Source organism: Endozoicomonas sp. ALB091, assembly GCF_049310265.1.
Lineage (GTDB): Bacteria > Pseudomonadota > Gammaproteobacteria > Pseudomonadales > Endozoicomonadaceae > Endozoicomonas.
On record NZ_JBLYNQ010000003.1, the window covers coordinates 763,318 to 781,229 of the forward strand.

The 17,912-nt window shown below is 48.2% G+C and carries 15 protein-coding genes; 8 read left to right on the forward strand and 7 right to left on the reverse strand.

What is annotated here, in order from left to right; genetic code table 11:
* The first annotated feature begins 35 nt into the window (after positions 1 to 35).
* The 4 genes from ACO6UX_RS06275 to ACO6UX_RS06290 all read left to right on the forward strand — a co-directional run bounded on the left by ACO6UX_RS06275 (position 36) and on the right by ACO6UX_RS06290 (position 3,147).
* On the forward strand, positions 36 to 992 hold the full coding sequence (locus ACO6UX_RS06275; RefSeq protein WP_422445874.1) for an esterase/lipase family protein: 957 nt from the start codon (positions 36 to 38) through the stop codon (positions 990 to 992).
* A gap of 68 nt (positions 993 to 1,060) precedes the next feature.
* Positions 1,061 to 2,134, forward strand: coding sequence for a lipase secretion chaperone (locus tag ACO6UX_RS06280; RefSeq protein ID WP_422445876.1), 1,074 nt, complete (start codon positions 1,061 to 1,063; stop codon positions 2,132 to 2,134).
* A gap of 378 nt (positions 2,135 to 2,512) precedes the next feature.
* Positions 2,513 to 2,779 carry a hypothetical protein gene (locus tag ACO6UX_RS06285; protein ID WP_422445878.1) on the forward strand — a complete coding sequence of 89 codons (267 nt, stop codon included), beginning with the start codon at positions 2,513 to 2,515 and terminating at the stop codon, positions 2,777 to 2,779.
* Complete coding sequence (locus tag ACO6UX_RS06290) at positions 2,779 to 3,147, forward strand: type II toxin-antitoxin system PemK/MazF family toxin (protein ID WP_422445880.1); 369 nt, start codon at positions 2,779 to 2,781, stop codon at positions 3,145 to 3,147. Before ACO6UX_RS06285 ends, ACO6UX_RS06290 begins: the two co-directional genes overlap by 1 nt.
* Before the next feature lie 190 nt (positions 3,148 to 3,337).
* Here the strand turns inward: ACO6UX_RS06290 and ACO6UX_RS06295 are convergent, their stop codons facing one another.
* Together ACO6UX_RS06295 and ACO6UX_RS06300 are read right to left on the reverse strand one after the other, a co-directional pair.
* Positions 3,338 to 3,763 (reverse strand): helix-turn-helix domain-containing protein, encoded by a 426-nt coding sequence (locus ACO6UX_RS06295; RefSeq protein ID WP_422445882.1) that lies wholly within the window; start codon positions 3,761 to 3,763, stop codon positions 3,338 to 3,340.
* Complete coding sequence (locus ACO6UX_RS06300) at positions 3,760 to 4,074, reverse strand: type II toxin-antitoxin system HigB family toxin (RefSeq protein WP_422445884.1); 315 nt, start codon at positions 4,072 to 4,074, stop codon at positions 3,760 to 3,762. The genes ACO6UX_RS06295 and ACO6UX_RS06300 overlap by 4 nt, the downstream gene beginning before the upstream one ends.
* 330 nt (positions 4,075 to 4,404) lie before the next feature.
* Here ACO6UX_RS06300 and ACO6UX_RS06305 point away from each other — a divergent pair, with 330 nt between their 5' ends.
* Both ACO6UX_RS06305 and ACO6UX_RS06310 read left to right on the forward strand, forming a co-directional pair.
* Positions 4,405 to 4,638: a DUF6364 family protein gene (locus ACO6UX_RS06305; protein ID WP_422445885.1), complete on the forward strand. Its 234-nt coding sequence runs from the start codon at positions 4,405 to 4,407 to the stop codon at positions 4,636 to 4,638.
* A 196-nt stretch (positions 4,639 to 4,834) separates the two neighbouring features.
* The gene (locus ACO6UX_RS06310) at positions 4,835 to 13,333 is read left to right on the forward strand and encodes an autotransporter domain-containing protein (protein ID WP_422445887.1); all 8,499 of its coding nucleotides are present in this window, start codon (positions 4,835 to 4,837) and stop codon (positions 13,331 to 13,333) included.
* A 171-nt stretch (positions 13,334 to 13,504) separates the two neighbouring features.
* Here ACO6UX_RS06310 and ACO6UX_RS06315 read toward each other — a convergent pair whose 3' ends face one another.
* Together ACO6UX_RS06315 and ACO6UX_RS06320 are read right to left on the reverse strand one after the other, a co-directional pair.
* On the reverse strand, positions 13,505 to 13,795 hold the full coding sequence (locus tag ACO6UX_RS06315; protein ID WP_422445889.1) for a helix-turn-helix domain-containing protein: 291 nt from the start codon (positions 13,793 to 13,795) through the stop codon (positions 13,505 to 13,507).
* Positions 13,776 to 13,913, reverse strand: a complete 138-nt coding sequence (locus ACO6UX_RS06320; protein ID WP_422445891.1) for a type II toxin-antitoxin system RelE/ParE family toxin — start codon at positions 13,911 to 13,913, stop codon at positions 13,776 to 13,778. The genes ACO6UX_RS06315 and ACO6UX_RS06320 overlap by 20 nt, the downstream gene beginning before the upstream one ends.
* A 228-nt stretch (positions 13,914 to 14,141) precedes the next feature.
* Here ACO6UX_RS06320 and ACO6UX_RS06325 point away from each other — a divergent pair, with 228 nt between their 5' ends.
* Positions 14,142 to 14,423, forward strand: a complete 282-nt coding sequence (locus ACO6UX_RS06325; RefSeq protein WP_422445893.1) for a hypothetical protein — start codon at positions 14,142 to 14,144, stop codon at positions 14,421 to 14,423.
* Positions 14,410 to 14,793 (forward strand): type II toxin-antitoxin system VapC family toxin, encoded by a 384-nt coding sequence (locus ACO6UX_RS06330; protein ID WP_422445895.1) that lies wholly within the window; start codon positions 14,410 to 14,412, stop codon positions 14,791 to 14,793. Before ACO6UX_RS06325 ends, ACO6UX_RS06330 begins: the two co-directional genes overlap by 14 nt.
* 39 nt (positions 14,794 to 14,832) lie before the next feature.
* On the opposite strand, the gene ACO6UX_RS06335 is transcribed toward ACO6UX_RS06330, so the two are convergent.
* From ACO6UX_RS06335 to thpR, 3 genes are all read right to left on the reverse strand, one after another.
* Positions 14,833 to 15,705 (reverse strand): U32 family peptidase, encoded by an 873-nt coding sequence (locus ACO6UX_RS06335; RefSeq protein ID WP_422445897.1) that lies wholly within the window; start codon positions 15,703 to 15,705, stop codon positions 14,833 to 14,835.
* Between the two features lie 132 nt (positions 15,706 to 15,837).
* Positions 15,838 to 16,845, reverse strand: a complete 1,008-nt coding sequence (gene ubiU, locus ACO6UX_RS06340; RefSeq protein WP_422445899.1) for a ubiquinone anaerobic biosynthesis protein UbiU — start codon at positions 16,843 to 16,845, stop codon at positions 15,838 to 15,840.
* Between the two features lie 317 nt (positions 16,846 to 17,162).
* A complete protein-coding gene (gene thpR / locus ACO6UX_RS06345) occupies positions 17,163 to 17,804 on the reverse strand; it encodes an RNA 2',3'-cyclic phosphodiesterase (RefSeq protein ID WP_422445901.1) in 642 nt (213 codons plus the stop codon).
* Positions 17,805 to 17,912 lie beyond the last annotated feature (108 nt).

The following is a 17,912-nucleotide window of genomic DNA, read 5'->3' on the forward strand; positions in this document are numbered from 1 at the left end:
CCCATTATACAATGACAACTAAATTTGAGATTGACATGACAGACACAATAATAAAAAAAATCCTCTGGACAGCACTGACATTTAGCGTTCTATTGAGCACACAGGCCAATGCAGCCTGTATGTTCTGGCAAGACTGTGACGCCTACAAAACCAAATACCCTATTGTTCTGGTGCATGGTGTGGCCGGGTTCGACTCCATTCTGGGCATTGATTACTTTTACGGTGTTCACAATGCTCTCAAGGAGAGAGGTGCCGAAGTCTACAGCCCCAACCTCTCTGCCTGGGAAGACGCCTATGTCAGGGGAGAGCAGCTTGTGACCTATCTGGAAGATTTACAAGCCGCCACCGGTGCCGAAAAATTCAATTTGACAGGGCACAGCCTTGGTGGACCCACTATCCGTTACGCAGCGGGTGTCAGGCCTGACCTAGTAGCCTCTGTAACCACCATAAACGCCGTCAACTTTGGCTCGGAGTTTGCCGATGTGGCCCGGGGCCTGGTTCCGATGGGTGGGAACACAGAAGCTTTTATAGCTCAGGCTCTTGAGCTGATGGGTCAAATAACCGACTTTCTTGCTGGCAACCCTGAGAATCCGCAGGATGCCCTGGACTCGATCACATTCTTGACGACAGCCGGTGCGGCAGAGTTCAACAAAAAGTTTCCCGACGGCATGCCATCCTCATCTTGTGGCCAGGGTGCCCAGGAAGTGAATGGAGTGCATTATTACTCCTGGGGAGGCAATGATGCCGCAACCAACGTTTTTGATATTTCAGACGCCTTCCTGATGCTGACCAGCACAGGCATCAGCGGCAACAATGATGATGGCCTGGTCGGCCAATGCAGTCAGCACTGGGGTAAAGTCATTGGCACTGATTACAGCCTGAATCATTTGGATGCTATCAATCATCTTTTTGGTATTCACCATCTTTTTGAAACCGATCCGGTTACCCTTTATGAAAACCACGCTGTACGCTTGAAAACAGCAGGCTTATAAAAGCAAGGTGTCATCAGTTGGAGAAGGTCTATGAAAGGTCTTCTCCAAACGGTACAGGCAGATAATTCATGAAAGCATCACGACGCAGACAACTCAAAATATCCTGTTTTATCTGTTTCTTGTTTTGTATTGGCGTAATCGTCTATAAACAAATCGCTGAAACAGATAGTCAGCCTGAGGCAGCCCAACCTGTTATCTCTGACCAGTCCTCACCCAATGCTCTGGAAAAGACATCATCAAATAGTTCAGCGGTTTATATGTCCAGCTTCGGAACCTTGCCCGATACACTTCAAGACACCAAGGTTATGGGACGTCTGGCTGTAGACGATAATGGACACCTGATCATTGCCAGTGATATCAGGCAGATCTTCGACTACTTTCTCTCTGCCGTAGAAGAGGAACCGATTGAAACCATTCTTGGCAGAATCAATGAATACCTGACGAACTCACTGACTGAACCGGCACTGTCTGAGGCCAGGGCGATTCTGAACAGTTATATCGACTTAAAACTCGCCTTGTACCGGTTGAAGCTGGAACGCTCTCCCTCTCTTCAGGCATTAGCGGCGGATGGTATCGAATTTGATAAAACGCTCTATCTTTCTTTGCTAGAAGCGCAATTTTCAGACATCGACCGACTGAAATCCATCTATTTGACCAGAGAGGTCCGTGAAGCTTTCTATGGCAAGGAAGAACGATACGATCAATATACCTTTGCCAAAATGAACGTATTGAACGATGGCTCCCTCAGCGATCAGGAAAAGCAGTATCAACTTGAGCAGATTGACGCAAGTGCCCCACAGGAAATGATCGAAGCCAGAAGGGAGGTTCAGATCATTGATGAATTACATCGCAGAACAGCGGATTTAAAGCAGGCCGGAGCTGACGAAAGTGAAATTCGATCCCTCAAAATAGAGATGTTTGGCTACGAGGCAGCAGAGCGTTTTGAGCAGCTGGAAAAAGACCGGGCTGTCTGGCAGTCCCGGATCGACCAGTACCTGGTTCAGAGAAATCATATCCTGTCAGCAGAAGGTTTAAGTCAGGAGGATCAGCAAGAGCAGATAGAAACCCTCAAAGAGTCGCTCTTTGAGGCCAGAGAGCAACTCCGGGTCGAAGTCTATGAACGACAAAAAACAGGTGCCTGATGCAGGCCAGCAGCTCAATTAAGGAATCAGATTTTACCATAGTCTCTGAGAATCAGAGGCTATAGAAAGAATGGTTATGCTGCTGTGGACTCGTTCCCACGGAGAGCATGGGAACGAGGGTGTAAACCCTGTGACTCCGCCCCCCCTTGGCAATTGCCACGAAACAAGTTCTGCATTTACCTGAAATTTGTGAAGGTCACTCCCCGCAAAAGCACAAGCAGCCTGTCTCTTTCGGCCAACAGCCAACGCCTATTAAAATCCACTCCCCAAAACGCACCCCCCCCCCAGCAAAGTTACTATTTGCCGGGAAACCTCTACCTTGCCAAAGTATCTACATCGTATACACTGGTATATTTACACAGCAGATATGGAGGGACAATGCGAACAGAATCCACCATCAAACGCTGGGGCAACGGCCTGGCCCTGCGGATCAGCGGACCGATGCGGGATATTCCCGGTTTTGAAGAAGGTATGGGGGTTGAGGTTGAGATCCATGCCGATGGGTTGTTTATCCGCCGCAAGGTGCCCGCCGGTCCGCTCCCTTATTCAGAACAGGAGCTGGTCGCCAGCCTGAAGGAGACCCTGGCAGACAATAAAGTCAGCGACTGGCTGGAAGATACACGGCCAGGTGAGGAGGACTTTTGATGGCCTCCTCAAGTTCCGGGGTTTACATACCCGAGAGGGGTGACATTGTCCTGCTTGATTTCCATCCGGGCAAGGGGGGCGAAATTGGCAAGCGCCGACCGGCACTGGTGCTCTCTTCGCGCCTCTATAACAAGGCCATTGGCCAGGCCATTTGTATTCCCATCAGCTCCCGGGGTAAAAAACGGCCCGCCAATGTGGAGATTTGCGGCCTGGATATAGAGCCATCCTTCGCTATTCCGGGGCTGATTCGTACCCTGGACTGGCAGCATCGCCGGGCTGAACGGGTTGGTCATGTAGATGCAGCCGTTTATAAAGAAGCGATCCTGAAGCTACTTCCCCTGATTGGCGCTGAAACATTCCTTGATTAACCGCCAGACAAACATTCTCAGGCTTCGCCTGTCACAATCAAAATCTGCCCCCGCAAACCTCGTCAGTCTGGGATAAAGTTGAGCAATCTTGCCCTCAAAGATCGCGAGAAGGAGGCAAAAATGATGTTACAGCACTTGGGGCCAGAAACAATTTAAGACTTACTTTGATGTAACGCCTTTTGGAAACCGCTCAGGTTTTATGAAAAAACACAGACGGTGAAATCTTGAATCGCTCGGACAGAGCCTGAATATGATCTCTGGTCAGGTTTCTTGAGCCGTGTAAGATCATCGATACCAGGCTTTTACTGCCTAATTCGGTTTTAAGATCATCTGCCTTTAAGTGGTACTGATCCATCAAAGTCCGAAGAATAGCGACACCATCATCAAGTGCTTCGATGCGTCGGTTAAACTCAGAAAACTCTGCGGATTCTTTTTCCCATTTTTCAATAGCGATAGAAAGCACCTCAATCAATGGCAGGTATCGGTCATAATCTTCAATCAGTTCATCCATTAATTCCAGAGCTTGCTCATACTCAGACTCATTGTGGATGCGACTGATGAAACGAGCCTCTGCAAAAAAGTCCACTGCCTTTTCTTTTAAATTGGCGTATCTCATGAACCGGCCTCCTTTAGGTACTTTTTGCATAACTTGTCGTACTCTGAATGAGGGACAATATGCTTCACGTACATTCGGTTATCTCTAAATTCGATAAAGGCAATGAGTCGCAGGTTATTACCACCAATATCAATAATCCACCACTTGTCCTTGTATTTAAAATTATCCAGGCTTGGAAACAGGGCCTTCAATGCTTGCGGGCTGCTAAAGTCACCATTTCGCAATGCTTTATAAGCGGCATCAATGGCAGCTGCATTGTTAGGGTATTTCTTGGCCGCGTCGTGAAACGGCTTCCTGGAGATAACGTGCATAGTGGTCTCAAAATTTACTTATTGTGAACTTTAGCATAGGGTTGATTTGTTTACAAATTGTGAATATTGCCTTTATATGCAGGGAAGCCATATTGCAATTGATGACAATCGAGGTCGTTTTCAAGTGACAATACAGGGTTGGCCAAGCGAATGATACCGCCTCTGACATCGTTGCCTTAGGAGTTGCCTGGAAATAACTTCCCTATTTTCATTGCCTGACTCCGTTCGGACAGAGCTTGTCGAAGTTCGGTGGCACGACCCTTCGATACTTCGACAAGCTCAGCACTCAGGGTGAACGGAAATCGGGAACTTATTAAAAGACAATTCCTTATGAGCAAACTGACGCTAACCGTTACCCCTGAAGTCATCAGACAAGCCAAAATATATGGCGCAAGCCAGCAGCAAAGCTTATCCAGGCTGGTTGAAAATTTTCTGAAAACCCTGCCCGAAGAGCCGGACACAGGCAAAGTTAGACCCGAAAAACAACTAACCGGCCGCAATGCGGAGCTGGCAGGCATTATCAGCGAAAAAGAGCTGATTTTTAATTATTACCTGAAACTATGAAAACAGGAAAGACCTGAAATAAACAATATATATAATTGGTAGTTTATCCACTACTCTCTTACTTAACTTTCTACCGTGCACCATCCATTTGTTCGCTAATCGTCGTTTTTACATAAGTCATTCGTCATTCATTTTTCGTTTTTTAAACCGTGATTGAACGCTTTGCAAACTTTCCCCGGTATTTGAGGTGTAAGCAATGAGTCGTATGTCTATTACATCAGGCAAAAAGGCCCTGGTCCTGGCTATCAGTTCGGTGCTGGCTGGATGGGTTGGCAGTAATGGCTCGTATGCCGATGGTTTAGACGATTGGCCTCCTAAACAAGCGGTACCAATCAGTGGTAATGAAGAAAAAACTGTGCCAGCCGGGATAATCACGATAAAAGATACTTGCGATGGGGGTAGCAGTCAGTCAGCATGCAACATTTCAATGACCGGTGGCACACTGACAATCCCGTCTAATGCCACTATCAAGGTAGAGGGAACAGGGGATGCAAGTATTGTCAGTAAAACTGGCAATAATACAATTACTAATGAAGGAAAGGTGAGTGTAGTTAAAGATGCTACGGGCGTACGATTAAAAGCTGACAAATTAACCATAGGTGGTGGCGGTGAGATTGATGCATTTTCGGGTGCGGACGATACCACCGGCGTTGTCATTGAGGGCGGCGAGCTGACAAACTCCAGCACGGTAAAGGGTTCTAATTCTAAAGCAGCTATTAAAATTGAGGGTGGCACGCTGATAAACTCCGGCAGCATAGAGAGCTCTGCAGCAGCTATAGAAATCACTGGAGCAGCTACCGCTACCTTTAATACGGGATCTACTGTTAAGGGATTACATGCCTCTGCGGCGATTGATGCATCAGCCGCAACAGGAAAGGTCACCGTTAATATCAATGAGGGTACGTTTACTGGGGATATAAAGGGCAATGCCGGGAAAGACAATGAGCTGAACATTAAAAAAACTGGCGACGGCATCAAGAACAATATCAGTGGTTTTGAAACTATCAATATCACCGGCACGGGCTGGACAGCCCAGGGGCATGTATCCGGTGCAAACAAGTTGAACACCAACAGCGCGATCGAAGACCTTTATGTCAGTAAAAAAGATTCAGACTTAGTGACGAGCGCTGATCCTGATACCCTTAGAATTAAAATGGCATCTGAAACTCTGGCGATTGAAACCGATACCGCCAGCGGTGCTGACAGCAAAGTCAAAAATCTGCATATACTCGATGCTACACATCTCAACTTAAGCGACGGTAACAGCTCGTCGCCTGGCCCCGCTACAGTTGACACAATCACTGTTGGCGGCACTGCTGGCTGGCAGGTTGATGGTGTGGCTAAAGGTGTAACCGAAGTCAACACCACCGGCACCGTTGGCAAACTTTACGTCGATGATAAAGAGGCTAGTGAACTAAGCAGTATTCAAAGTGCTGCCGGTTTGCTGAAGGTAGGATCTGAAAACCTGAAGATTACCACCAATAGTCCTGGCACAATAGAACACCTGCATATACTGGGCGCTAAACAGCTCACCTTTGGTGAAACATCCTCTGGCTCCGCCTCGGTCGGGCAAATCAATGTTGGCCCTACCGCTGCCTGGACAACCGCTGGTAAGGCTGAAAATGTAAGCGTAGTCAAAACCACTGGCACCATTGAAAATCTCTATATCATCGAAAACGAAACGCCAGTCAGTGCTGCTGGTTCTTTATGGGTGAAATCTAAGTCTGACGGTCTAACAATCGCTACCAATATAAGCGGTGGTGCCGAAGGTAAAATCAGCAACCTGCACATACTCAGTGCTAAAAACAAGCTCACACTAAGCGATGACGAAGCAAATTATCAGTCCGGCTTTGCCACAGTTGACAAGATCATTGTTGGCGAAGAAGTTGGCAAACCAGATGGCGATAACTTGGATGTTGACGGTTTTGCCAGCGGAGTAACCAAACTCAACACCGTCGGCATTATTAATCTTAATGTTTATGATAAGAACCCTGAGACAAGTGGTGGTAGTAATGGGAGTGATACGCTCAAGGTCATCTCTGAAAAACTGGCGATTGTTACCGACATCGCCAAAAACCCTAACAGCAAAATCGAGAACCTGCATATACTCGGCGCTACACAGCTAAACTTAAGCGACAGCGTTAATGAATTTGGCCCCGCCGCAGTTGAACAAATCACTGTTGGCGATACCGCTGGCTGGCAAGTCAACGGCCTGGCCAAAGGAGTCAGCGCAGTCAACACCCGCAGTACCATTAACAATCTTTATGTCCGAGGCAATGCTGCTGTACCAAGTGCCATTACAGACAAAGAAAAAGACAACACTGTCGGTTCTTTGCAGGTAATGTCTGACCAGCTGGCGATTGTTACCGATACCGCCAGCGGGGCTGAAGGCAAAATCAACGACCTGCATATATTGGGTGCCACAAAGCTAACAGGAACGGCCCCTGCTATTGAAAATATTCAAGTCTATAGCGCTGAAGATTGGAAACTGCTCCCTGTTTTGAGTGGCGTTAAAAACATCACTGCCAAAATGCCTGCATCTGCATCAGGGGCTTCAAGTGTCCCAACATTTATTAGTGCTATTTCTTTGAGATCCGATGCAACAAATTTAAATGATTCTGATGCAAAGACTCTAAGTATCAAAGCTCTCAAATCCGATACAAACCACCCCAATATCACTGCAGATAAGCTCGGGCTAATAGAAAAACTGACCATCGGTAAAGAAGCAGGGATTGGCGATATCTCCAATGTGAAAAATATCGAAATAGCTACAGCTTCAGCTGATCCTGATTGGCAGGTCGGTTTGGTAAACAATGCCTCTGAAATTACTGTCACTAACAGCACCGTTAACAATCTTTCTGTCAACGTTAGCGGCGCTAATGTACCTGTTGGCAATCAAAGAAGTGCTGTCGGTTCTTTGCAGGTCAGGTCTGACGCACTGAAGATTGCTACCACCGGTTCTGGCAAAATCGACAATCTGCATATATTGGGTGGCACAGAGCTACAAGGATCGGGCCCTGTTGCTATTAAAAATTTAGAAGTCAATAGTGCTGACAGTTGGAAACTGCTCCCTTATCTGAGTGGCGTTGAAAAAATCACTGCCAAAATGCCTGCATCTGCATCAGGGGCTTCAAGTGTCCCAACAGTTATTAGTGCTATTTCTTTGGTGGGGGCCAATGCAAAAGATTTAACTAAGGATGCAAAGACTTTGAGTATCGTAGCTCCCAAGTCCCCTGCAACCTCTCCCCAGGTCACCGCAGATAAGCTCGGGCTAATAGAAAAACTGACCATCGGTAAAGCAGCAGGGATTGGCGATATCTCCAATGTGAAAAATATCGAAATAAATTCAGCTACTACTGATTGGCAGGCCGGTTTGGTAAAAAATGCCTCTAAAATTACCGCCACCAGCACCATTGAACATCTTCACGTCGACGATAGTAAAGCTAAAGAATTAAGTGCCATTGACAAAGCTGACGGACGACTGAAGGCAGGATCTGACAATCTGACGATTGTCGCAAATGCAAGCGATAAGTCCGCGAGCAAAATCAACAACCTGCATATACACGGTGCTGCACAGCTCAATATCAGCGATGGGAAAGACCAGCCCGGCCCCGCCTCGGTTGATAAAATCATTGTTGGCAAAACCGATGGCTGGAAAGTCAGGGGTTTGGCCAAAGCTAGTAACGTCGAAACCACAGGTACCATTAAGCATCTTTATGTCGGTACCCAAGACCACAAGCTAAGTGCGAGTGCAATTGAAGACACTGCTTCTTTGCGGGTGGTGCAGTCTGGCGAACTGAATATCAAAACTGATAAAAACGGCGACGCTGACGGCAAAATTGACAAGTTGCATATATTGGGTGGTACAACGCTGAAAGGCACAGATCTTGTTATTAACAATATTGAAGTCAATAGCACTGACGATTGGAAATTGCTCTCAGCTCTGAGTGGCATGAAATCCATCACTGCCAAAAAGCCTGCATCAGGAGAGGATTCAGGTAACCAGGAAGTTATTAGTGCGATTACTTTACAAGGGTCTGGTGCGACAAAGCCACCAGAAAACGTTTCAAAGACTTTAAATATTAATACTCCCAACTCCATTCAGATCAGCGCAGATGAGTCCGGGCTAATAAAAACTCTGACCATCGGTGATGCAGCCGCGGCTGGCACTATCTCAAATGTGAAACAGATTAAGATCAATTCACCTAATTCTGATTGGCAGGTCGGTTTGTTAAAAAACCCTTCTCTAATTACTGTTGATGATGCTGTCAAGGCAAACTCCATAACCATAAAAGGTCCCGGTAGCCCCGCCTCCAGGGCCAGCTCTGGCTCGACGAAGGGTGTCTTGAACGTAGCGTTTGACCAACCGGCGGATGATTTCTTTCACATTACAGGTGGTGATGCGATTGCCAAAATTGATTTTGCTAATACCAGCGAACGCCCCAGTCTCAAGTTTACGCCAACTAAGAGCATGACGTTTGACAACATAAACGGTCACCCCTCAAAACAAGATACCCTTGTATTTACGGGAGATGTAGGATTTTCTGATGATAAGAATAAGATGCCTGCAGGCTTTTTCGGCATTGAATACCGCTATATGCCTGACTCTGTTCCTGCCAACCTGAAAATGCTTGAATTGTCGTCTATTGACCAGTATTCAACAATCAAAGCTGTCAAAAAAGGATCTGAAGACAGTGATGGAGCACTTAACATTCCATTTGCTACTGCGAGCATGCCGACAGCGTTTTATCTGAAAACCGCCGACGATACGCACTACTCCATCGACTTCAGCTCTACTGACCGCCCCACCACGACCTTTGAAATTGCTAAAGGTCTGGTTACCGAACTCAAGAATGACAGCAGTAAAAATGACCAGTTAGTAATCCGTGGTGGTATTTTAGAGGGAGATATTGACAGCATCAGCTCTCTGGCCATAGCCGGTGGAGAGGCCGATGCCGGGGACTGGACGGCATCTGGAACGTTCAGCAACCTGAACAGCGTCAATGTCCTTGATAAAGGGGTATTAACCGCACTGAATGTTGCCGGGCCATCAAAGTCAGAGCAGCGCTCCGCACCAGGCCAGACCCTGAATGTAACCACTGCCAGCGGCCAGCCGCTGCCGGTTACTGTGTCCAAAGGCGGCCAGCTTAACACTTTGAAGATCAATGATGGTGCCAGCCTGGCAGCAGTTAAACTGCAGGGAGCTACCACCATTAACATTGACGAGAATGCTAAAAATTGGAACGTAGGTTCGGTTACGGATGCTGGTGCCATCCAGGCACCAACCCATGAGTTTACCCAGGTCAAGTTGGGTAAGGATTTAACCACTGGCCCGGTGAATCAGCAGAACCTGGTGTTAAATACCCTGAGCCATCCGGTATCGATAACCGCAAAAGGGATCAAAACGCTGGAACTGGCCAGTGGTGCAAGACTGGGAAATGCTGACGGTGTCAAACAACTGAACATTACCGGTACTGACTGGTCAGCGAAGGAATGGTTACCCGGGGTAAGCACGGTGCAAACCTCCAGTGCCATCTCAGACCTTTCAGTTACCAATAAACCAGCACCTGCAGGTGATGTTCAAGGCAACGCTGCCGAATCGCTGAATTCACTGAAGGTGGAGTCTGACAAACTGGCAATTGCCACCGATGCTAACGGAAAAATCGACCACCTGCAGATACTCGGTGCCACAGAGCTCAGCTTAAGCAGTGGTGTGAATAAGTTTGGCCCCGCCGTAGTGGACAAGATCACTGTTGGCAAAGATGCCACTGGCTGGAAAGTTACCGGATATGCCAGCACAGTCAGCGCAGTCAACACCAAAAGTACCGTGAACAATCTTTATGTCCGCGATGGCAACGCTGCTATACCAAGTGCCATTCAAGACAAAGACATCGCTACCGGTTCTTTGCAGGTGATGTCTAAAGAGCTGGCGATTGCTACTGATACTGTCGGAGCTCAAGGCAAGATCGGTAACCTGCATATACTCGGTGCTTCACAGCTCAACTTAAGCGACGGCGTTAATAAACTTGGCCTCGCCGCCGTTGACAAAATCACTGTTGGCGATATCGCTGGCTGGCAAGTCAATGGCCTGGCCAAAGGAGTCAGCGCACTCACCACCGACGGTACCGTAAACCACCTTTATGTCAGTGATAGCAACGCTGTTGTAATAAATGCTATTACAGACAAAGACAACGCAGCCGGTTCTTTGCAGGTAATGTCTGACGAACTGGCGATTACCACCACTAAGACCGGTGCTGCTGCTGGCAAAATCGACCAATTGCATATATTGGGTGGTACAAAGCTAACAGTATCAGCTCCTGTTATTAACAATATTGAAGTCAACAGCGCTGACGATTGGGAACTGCGCTCAGCTATGAGTGGCGTGCAAAGCATCACTGCCAAAAAGCCGGCATCAGGGAACCAGACAGTTATTAGTGGTATTTCTTTGGTAGGGGCTGATGCAGAAAAGCCAGGCCAGCCAAAGACTTTAAATATTAATGCCAAGTCTGATAACCCAATTCAGATCAGTGCAGATGAGTCCGGGCTAATAGAAAAACTGACCATCGATAAAGCTGCGGTGGTTGGCACTATCACCAATGTGAAAAACATTGACATAAAATCCAATGATTGGCAGATGGGTTTGGTGACTGATGTTGACCGCATTCAGGCAGAAAGCCTTAAATCAGTCAGGGTAGGTAAGGCTTTAAAAGCCGATTTGGTGAAGCAGCAAAGCCTGGTGTTAAATACCCAGAGCCGCCCGGTATCGTTAACAACAGCACAAGGGATCGATACGCTGGAACTGGCCAAGGGTGCAAGACTGACAACGGCCGACGCGGTTCATCATCTGAAAATTACCGATAATGACTGGTCAGCAACTGGAGCGGTTACCATGGTCGGCGATAAGGCCAGCATTGATATTATGGAGGGAATTAGCGTTGGTGCCATTGGCACGATTGCCACGATTGGCAAAGATGTTCAGGTTGCGGCGAAAAAAGCTGATGCTGTAGCGCCGCCATCATCGCTGAAGATTGCCTTTAACCCAACTGAATCTAAAACACTGAAAGTGACTAGCAGCGGTAATATAAAGGGCAATATTGATTTCACCGGGGTATCCGAAAACGCAACAGTAACTCTTGAGCAAACAGGCGGTATGATAGAAGGCAATATCACCGGTGTGAGTGATATTATGATCAGCGGTACCGATGAGTTAAAAGGCTCTATCAAAGGTAAGGTTAAATTAGATATTGTTAAAGGCGGTAAACTGAAAATCCACGAAACAGTCAATGACGGTGGCGACCTTTACCATCAGGTTGGCGATTTGGAGATGGGTCCCGGTACAAATCCCGACCGACCAGTGGTCGTTGCAGATCGCATTGAAATTGAACCTGATGCCAAGGTGGTTGTGGACCTGAAAGAAGTACAAATTAAAGATAAAGAAGAGTTGATGATCTCCAAAGCCCCCATCAAACGAGCCGTTACTCTGGATGTTAAGAATGAGCAGTATGAGCACTTTACCGCCATGCTGGATAGTAAAGATAACAAGCGTATGGTGGTTGCCAGGGAACCTATGGTCAACCATGTCCGTAAACTGGCGACAGCCGGTGGGGCACCCGCTTCTGCTGTCAGAGCCCTGGAAGTTGCCGCTAACAAAAAAGTGGCGGTGAGCGAAAGCGATGACAACCTCAATAAATTTGTGGTCCCTCTTGCCAAAACCTCCGACCAGGCTGCCCAACTTGCCAGACAGCTCACCCCGGATAACACCGCCAGTGCCGTCAGTGCCGCCCAGGGCGCACAGCGAATGTCCGGTAAAGCCATTGAGACCCGCACTACCAGCATCCGCACCGGCATCAGCAGTGGCGATATGATGGAGTCCGGCGGGTTCTGGATTCAGTATGCCTATAACGATGCCACCCAGGATGAACATGACGGTGTTTTTGGCTTTGATGCCAAAACCAATGGCTTTACCCTGGGGGTGGATACCGAACTGGATGATATGACCGATGTGGGGCTGGCCTATACCTACGCTAAAACAGATATCAGTGGTAAAGGCTCTGGCGGCAGCATGGATTCCAAAAATCATATTTTCAGCCTGTACGGTGCCTTTACCCAGGATGAGATGTTCCTGGATGGCCAGCTCAGCTACTCCTCTGGTGATAATGACGCACGGCGCTCCGTCGTTGGTAATGCAGTTAAGGCTAGCTATGACACCAAAAGCTGGGGCATCAGCCTGACAGCTGGCTATACCATGCCCATGGATGATGACTGGAGCTGGCAACCACTCGGTGCCTTTAACTACTACCGTATAGAGACTGATGATTATTCAGAATCCGCTGCTCTTAATCACCTGGCATACGACAATGTTAAAAATGACAATTACTCTATTTTAGAGCTTGGTGTCGGGGTTAAGTTAATGGGCGATATCTACATGGATGATATGGTATTCCAGCCAGCCTTCAAACTGATGGCCTTCCACGACTTTAAGGATGACCCGGTGACCATGACCGCTCACTATGCTGCCGGAGGCGATAGCTTTGTCGTACACGGTGCCAAGCGTGACGATAACCGCTTCCAGTTTGCCGCTTCGGTGGATATGGAGTTGGATAGTAATATGACGCTGTCGTTCAACTACAGCCATGACTGGATGGATAACTTCAAGTCCGATGGGTTTATCGCCCGGCTGCGGTATGACTTTTAGCAGGAGGAGTAATATTTCAGGCTAACGGTTATGTGTGCGTAGTGCTTATAGAGTGTGTACAGAGTTGCCTCCCTTTTCGGGAGGCTTTTTTTTTGCAGAGAAATCCGAGAAAACCGGGGTCAAGCCCTGATTCTTGACACCTGCCGGTCATTTATTCTGTCGGCTATAGTTTCAGACGGGTGAGAAGGTGATGTTCAGTTTGTGCCCGGTCGCTTCGGCGTATTTTTTCAACATGCCCAGGCTGGGCAAGGTTTTACTGTTGGCACTTTCAAGACGGCAGATGCTGGTTTTCTGGGTGCCTATTACCCGGGCAATTTCTTCCTGGGTCAACCCTGCCTCCTGCCGCATGCGGATCAGTTCGCGGCGAAGCGCGAAGAACTCTGCCTTTTCGGCCATGGCGGCTTGGACATCATCACGTTCAAGCATTTTATCCCGAAACGCTTTATAACTTGAGTTTGCCACGCTGTACCTCCCTCATTCGCTGATAGCCAAGCTCTAACTCTCTTTTTGGCGTCTTTTGAGTTTTTTTCTGGAAAACATGCAAAAGGCAGTTTACCCATGTCCTTAGCAACCCGGTCACTGTAGAAGTGGATTTGCCACGTCGTTTGTTTCATAAACACAGGTTAGCAATATTGTTAACTTTTATCAATGCGGTGATGTCAACATCGTTCAGGGAAGCTGCCCGAGAGTTGCCCTATGCGGCAACAGCTCCTGCGCTGCTCAGGCAAGTCCAAAAAAACTGTAGTCTTGCGGTTATTAGATGTACGCTCTATATTTATGAGCGTACACACCTTCAGGATTTTGTGTTATGTCTACGCAACAAGAACCAAAACAGAGTAACCAGGGGGTAACCCTGACTCAGCTTCGCAAGAATATCTATCAGCTTGTCGATGAAGTGATCGCCAGTGGTAAGCCATTAACCATTGAACGGGGGGGAACTCTGCTAAAACTGGATGTTGTCACCAGAGCTTCATCAAAACTTGGAAATCTTAAGGTCCGCAACACCTTGCTGCCTGATGGTCCTGATACGGCAGAAGGTCTTGAGGAAGCGATCACCCACCAGTGGGAGCCAGATAATGGTTTTGATTGATACGCATATTGCGGTCTTTCTGCACAGTGGTGATTTGGGCAAGGTTTCCCCGCAGGCTCAGGAGCAGCTTGAACATCATGATATTGTTTTGCCGGAACTGGCCAGGCTGGAGCTTCAGTATTTGCATGAGATTGGCCGGATTGCCTATACCCCTGCCGAGATAGTGGCGGATTTGTATGGTGATGTGGGCATGGTTTGTTCAAAAACGCCCACCGCAGGACTGGTGCAATCGGCTATGGGTATTCACTGGACTCGGGACGTTTTTGACCGGCTGATTGCCGCTGATGCCATTTTTTGCGATTGCCCGTTGATTACCCGTGATCAGCGTATCATTGAGCATTTACCTCAGGCGTTCAGTGCCCGCTACTGAGCAGACTTTAATGGGGGTTCTATCATTGCTCCCTGTTACTCAATGGGTTATGCCGGGCTTTCCTGACCAATAGCCATTACATTGTTGAATGTCCGAAGTCATGACCTTTCTCCCCAACGCCATTGCCTGCGCCAGTTCATCAGCCACTTTCAGAATATCTTCCGAATGCCCGGAAAGACGCATGGCCTTCACTCCGGCACTGGCCATCACCTGCCACTGATCCAGAATATTATGACAACTGCCAGACAGTGTCTGAATACCGTTGATGGTAAACAGCGCATCACCTTCCCGGGTCGCCAGGGGAATACCTGCTGATGACTTAATACAGCTGAACTCGCAGCTGTCTTTGCTCAGCTCATGGGTTCGGGCGGTAAAACAGCGGGCCGAGTAGGCCAGTGGCAGGTAGCCATAGCTGAATACCTCGGTTTCCAGATCATGAATGCCCAGCTCTGGCAAACGCCCCATAATCAACTTAAGGTGCTCAAAAGAGAGTTCAACCGGCAAAACCCAGCGTTTTAAACCGGTACCATGCAGAACCTGCAATGCTTCAGCACTGTACAGATTCACCGAAGGACCGGTAATAAAAGGGACGCCCGCTTTTGATAGATAGTGGACAGCGGCCATATCGTTGGCTTCTACAGTAAAGTCTCCGTTCTCACAGACCTTGCTCACCTGAGCCAGTTCAGACTCAGCTTCAATCAGCGTCAGTGTCGATAGAACGACTTCTTTGCCTTTAGACTGCAATAACCTGGCAATGGCTAACCAGTCATCCAACTTCAGCTCACGTCTTTTCGAGCATACGACTTCTCCCAGGTAGACTCGTTCAAAGGCGGACTCGGCTACTTTCTCGTAAAACGCCATAACGTCTTGTTTAGGCCAGAAGAACAGTAATGGGCCAAGGGTGATTTGCATAGTTTATTCCCTGTCTGCGCCGGGCGTTACCCGAAAACGCGATCTGCCAGCCACAAAGAAAGCAAAGCATGTAAACCTTTATGGCTCGTGTCTTTGTGGTTTAAATCAAAAGAGAGTGTCAAGCAGCTAACATCACTGCCAGGGGCGATTATAGGCACCCAGTGTAGTCTGGCTACCTTCAGACAAACGGGAAAGGCCAGCCATCCAGCGTTCATTGGTGGTAAAACGATCTGGATTGACCTGGTAATGGTCCAGCGCTTCCCGCCAGATTCTCACCACTTCGGCAACATAGGCCGGGCTTCGCTGGCGGCCCTCAATTTTCACCGCACTGATGCCAGACTGATACAGCTGAGGGATCAGATCCAGGGTATTGAGGCTGGTAGGCTCTTCAATGGCATGACTGACCTGATCATTCACCGTAAAGCGCCCCTTGCAGAGGGTTGGATAACCGGCCTGCTCGTGGTGATCAAAACGGTCGATCAACAAACCTCCCAGTCGGGTTTCCATCCCATTGGCCGTTGTCTGCCAGCGCACAGCGGATGCCGGAGAACAGGCACCGGCGGTATTGGGCGATTCCCCTGTCACATAAGAAGAGAGAATGCAGCGCCCTTCGGCCATAATACAAAGACTGCCAAAGGCAAATACTTCCAGCTCCACCGGGCTTTTCTGAGCCAGTCGCTCAACCTGTTTTAACGACAGCACCCTGGGCAGTACTGCGCGTTTGATACCAAAATGATCATGATAAAAAGACAGGCTGGCCTGGTTAGTGGCAGAAGCCTGAACGGAAAGATGAAGATTAAGATCGGGGTATCGCTTGCAGGCATAGTCCAGCACGCTGATATCGGCAGCAATCAGGGCATCGACACCGAAGTCGGCACACATATCCACTGCTTTTTTCCAGCGGTGCCAGTTGGTCGCCTGAGCATAGGTGTTTACCGCAACAAAAAGCCGCACCTTTTTTCCACGGGGATTTTTATCAACGTAGTCCAGTGCCTTCATGGCCCGCTGATCAGAAAAGTTCAGACCGGCAAAATGTCGGGCATTGGTTTCATCACGAAAGCCGATGTATACGGCATCAGCACCATTATCGACAGCGGCTTTCAGGGAAGGAAGGTTACCGGCAGGACACACCAATTCCATAGAGAATTATCCAGTAGTTTTTGCGCAGCATAGCACGCTGAACAAAAAACCGACTTGATACTTATCAAGAAATAGCCAGAAAAACAAGTATCAACACTTAGCACATGGTTTCAATGAGTTTGGCGGGTTGTCATGCCTCCGAACTCCGTTCGTCCTGAGCTTGTCGAAGGGCGGAAACTCAGGACTCTGAGATCGTGCCAAGCACCCTTCGTCCGTGCATCCTGAGCGGAGCCGAAGGGCGCTCAGGGTGAACGGAGATTGTATACGTCAAACTCATTGAAGCCATGTACCAGGCAACCATCTACTCATCAGTGTTTTCATGCACTAATAGCAAGAGGCAACAACGGAAAAGCATGGAGAGATTTATATCGCGTTCCCATTGCAGTGTTCTCACTTTCCAGTAATACCACCTCACCCACCGTCACCCGGAAGCTGGGAAGGTTAAAATACTGACTATGGGTGACATACCTTGGTCGTTTAAACCGCCCCAGGGTTACGTGGGGGCGAAAATTCCGGGTTTCAGCACTGAAGCCTGACTGCACTGCTGCCTGCTCACAGATATCAGCTAGCCGTTTTAACTCCTGTCCTGAATGCATCTCCAGAGCCAGCACCCGGGGGTTTCGCCCATTTGGAAAGAAACGAAAACAACCGGTCATACTGTCAAAGGTATGGTAGTCCGCCAGATCATTTTCAAGATTGCTGATTAACTGCTGTAACTGTTGGGGGGAGCTATTGCCCAGGAATTTAAGGGTAATGTGCTGCTGCTGGGGAGCTACCCAGCGCAAGTCATGAACATGACCTTCACCGGCTCGATGAATGGCTTTCTTATGCAGCGTTGCAGCAAGTTCAAGAGGAAGTTTTACAGCCAGAAAAGCCCTGACTGGGGAATTATGGGACAGCGCCTCATCAAAAGAGGTCCGGGCGCTGGAAGCGTTGTAGCTAATGGGGTTATTTTTCATATTATTCTAACTTCAACGTCTGACTGCTAAATTCAAACCAATTGCGCCCTGCAATTTGGTTTGGCTAAGTTTGTTGAACCTAGTCTAGTACATTGTTGGCAGAAATCT

Bases quoted from the DNA above. Each gene is read 5' to 3' on its own strand.
- ubiU (WP_422445899.1), bottom strand. From the start codon at position 16,845: ATGGAATTGGTGTGTCCTGCCGGTAACCTTCCTTCCCTGAAAGCCGCT.
- ACO6UX_RS06285 (WP_422445878.1), top strand. From the start codon at position 2,513: ATGCGAACAGAATCCACCATCAAACGCTGGGGCAACGGCCTGGCCCTG.
- ACO6UX_RS06305 (WP_422445885.1), top strand. From the start codon at position 4,405: ATGAGCAAACTGACGCTAACCGTTACCCCTGAAGTCATCAGACAAGCC.
- ACO6UX_RS06290 (WP_422445880.1), top strand. From the start codon at position 2,779: ATGGCCTCCTCAAGTTCCGGGGTTTACATACCCGAGAGGGGTGACATT.
- ACO6UX_RS06295 (WP_422445882.1), bottom strand. From the start codon at position 3,763: ATGAGATACGCCAATTTAAAAGAAAAGGCAGTGGACTTTTTTGCAGAG.
- ACO6UX_RS06280 (WP_422445876.1), top strand. From the start codon at position 1,061: ATGAAAGCATCACGACGCAGACAACTCAAAATATCCTGTTTTATCTGT.
- ACO6UX_RS06300 (WP_422445884.1), bottom strand. From the start codon at position 4,074: ATGCACGTTATCTCCAGGAAGCCGTTTCACGACGCGGCCAAGAAATAC.
- ACO6UX_RS06325 (WP_422445893.1), top strand. From the start codon at position 14,142: ATGTCTACGCAACAAGAACCAAAACAGAGTAACCAGGGGGTAACCCTG.
- ACO6UX_RS06335 (WP_422445897.1), bottom strand. From the start codon at position 15,705: ATGCAAATCACCCTTGGCCCATTACTGTTCTTCTGGCCTAAACAAGAC.
- ACO6UX_RS06275 (WP_422445874.1), top strand. From the start codon at position 36: ATGACAGACACAATAATAAAAAAAATCCTCTGGACAGCACTGACATTT.
- ACO6UX_RS06310 (WP_422445887.1), top strand. From the start codon at position 4,835: ATGAGTCGTATGTCTATTACATCAGGCAAAAAGGCCCTGGTCCTGGCT.
- ACO6UX_RS06330 (WP_422445895.1), top strand. From the start codon at position 14,410: ATGGTTTTGATTGATACGCATATTGCGGTCTTTCTGCACAGTGGTGAT.
- thpR (WP_422445901.1), bottom strand. From the start codon at position 17,804: ATGAAAAATAACCCCATTAGCTACAACGCTTCCAGCGCCCGGACCTCT.